This is a genomic window from Bacteroidota bacterium (assembly GCA_034723125.1).
Lineage (GTDB): Bacteria > Bacteroidota > Bacteroidia > CAILMK01 > JAAYUY01 > JAYEOP01.
Genome location: JAYEOP010000363.1, coordinates 1 through 2435 on the forward strand (window position 1 = coordinate 1; position 2435 = coordinate 2435).

Annotated in this window: 1 protein-coding gene and 2 rRNA genes; all 3 read right to left on the bottom strand. The window is 36.4% G+C overall.

What is annotated here, in order from left to right:
• On the bottom strand, window positions 1-616 hold a 616-nt coding region (gene pyrH, locus U9R42_09760), incomplete at its 3' end, for a UMP kinase (GenBank protein ID MEA3496307.1).
• Window positions 617-812: 196 nt separating this feature from the next.
• Window positions 813-920: ribosomal RNA gene (gene rrf, locus U9R42_09765) — 5S ribosomal RNA — on the bottom strand.
• Between the two features lie 204 nt (window positions 921-1124).
• Window positions 1125-2435, bottom strand: a 23S ribosomal RNA gene (locus tag U9R42_09770); the annotation flags it as partial.

Sequence of the window (2435 nt, forward strand, 5' to 3'; positions counted from 1 at the left end):
CTAAATTTTCCTCATCCGCCAACTGACTTGCTACTGGATCAAATGGCGCATGCATTCCCGGCACCCAATCATCGCCAATCATTGCTCGTAAATCTTTCCAAGACATCTTATTAACTTTCTGTGCATCCGGAAATTTATTCGGATCCTTATCATAAATATAATCAATATTCGATAAATTGATAATCTTTTTAATTCCTAAATATTTTGCTAAAAGAGCTGTTGCATAATCAGTCGAACGTCCTGGTCGCCATCCCGCTGCAATCATAATTGGCTCCTTACTTTTATAAAAATCTTCAAGATCGTGCGGATTTGTATTAATCCGTGGATAAGCATAGTCCCTAAAAATTGTCCGAATTAAATGACCATTTAACCGCGTTGCATGAATCCCTAACCAATCTTTGTCCTCAGCAGTCAAACCATCAGCAATTGCTTCCGCTGATTCATTGTACCGCCGACAAGTCTTCCCACCACCTGTAGTTAAAACAAATTTTTGATCTCTTTCTTCAATCTGATCAATGATAATTTTGCGAAACTTTTTTAAAAAATCAACATCAATCTGCTCAGGTACAATTAAAGACCCGCCCAAGTTAATAATGAAAGTATTTTTCTTTTGCATAAATTTATTTAATTAATTATACCATTAATCATAATAAACCAAAAACCAAAAAAACTCAAATTGAGAGTGAATTCATCTAAAAATACACACAATAACATAATCACTCAATAACATCAGTGATTCATTTTATTCTTTGATATATTTTTTCAAAAACAAAAAACACTTCATTTTATAAAAGTATTGTTAGATACACAACGTCTAGCATTGACCTACTCTCACCCAAAGGGCTACCATCGGCGCTGGAGGGCTTAACTGCTGAGTTCGGTATGGGATCAGGTGTAACACCTTCGCCAGAAACACTAGACGTTCTACATCCAACAAAAACTTTTTAAATAAAGTGTTTGAAATAACTTTTCATTTATCCTGTCTTGATAAAAAATACCAAGAACAGGATAAATTAAAGTTAATTTTTGAAATTTATATTTATGAGTATGTTTCACTTACAAAGATAAAGGTATACCTTTTCCATCAAATTTTCCTAAATTGTCAATTCTTAAAAACAAATAAAAGAAAAAAGTTATTGATATATTAGTACTCCTCGACTTAACATCTCACGATGCTTATATCTAGAGCCTATCAACCTAGTCATCTTCTAGGATATCTGTGCCTTATCTTGGGAGTGGCTTCCCGCTTAGATGCTTTCAGCGGTTATCCATTCCAAACTTAGCTACTCGACAGTGCTCCTGGCGGAACAGCCGATACACCAGAGGTTTGTTCTTTCCGGTCCTCTCGTACTAGGAAAGACTTCCCTCAAGCACACACGCCTACAGCAGATAGAGACCAACCTGTCTCACGACGGTTTGAACCCAGCTCGCGTACCTCTTTAAATGGCGAACAGCCATACCCTTGGGACCTGCTCCAGCCCCAGGATGAGATGAGCCGACATCGAGGTGCCAAACTCCTTCGTCGATGTGAACTCTTGGAAGGAATTAGCCTGTTATCCCCGGGGTAACTTTTATCCGATGATCTTCCGCGCTACTACAAGCCACGGTCGGTTCACTAACTTATACTTTCGTAACTGAGCGACGTGTATGTCTTTCAGTAAAGCTGGCTTGTGCGTTTGTACTATCAGCCCGATTTCCATCCGGACCTAGCCAACCTTTGTAAGCGCCTCCGTTACAATTTAGGAGGCGACCGCCCCAGTCAAACTACCCACCAGGCACTGTTCCTGCACCGGTAGCTATATTTAACATGAGAAAAAAGTCGTTAATATTTATCATCAGACGATTATTATTAAAATTTTAATTTAAAAACTAAAATTATTGATAATTATTAAATTTAATATATTCAGTTCAATTCTATAAACCTAAGATTCCCTTCCCTTCCATTTATTTTGATTACAAAATAAATTCCGGCCGGGAATGACAATCTTTTTTGTTTAGTGTTTTTAGAAAAGATTATTATGAATAATATTAAAAATAACATAGTAAGTGAATATTTTGAACTTGAAAAAATATTTAAAAATAAATTTTCACGCCAAAAATTCCTCCGTACAAAACATAGTCAAAAAAACTATACTTTGCCTTCGAAGGACCTTACTATTCGCCTGTTGTTAACATTAACCTTTTTTCTTAGATTATAAAAATATAAAATTTTAAATAATCTGTTAAATACACCTAACGGTGCAAGGTTAGAATCAAAACTTCAGCAGGGTGGTATTTCACTGATGACTCCATTATCTCCTGAAAGATAACTTCAAAGTCTCCCACCTATTCTCGGCAACTAAAACTCTAATTCAATGCCAAGCTATAGTAAAGCTCCACGGGGTCTTTTCGTCTAGCTGTAGGTAGACGGCATCTTTACCGTCATTGCAATTTCA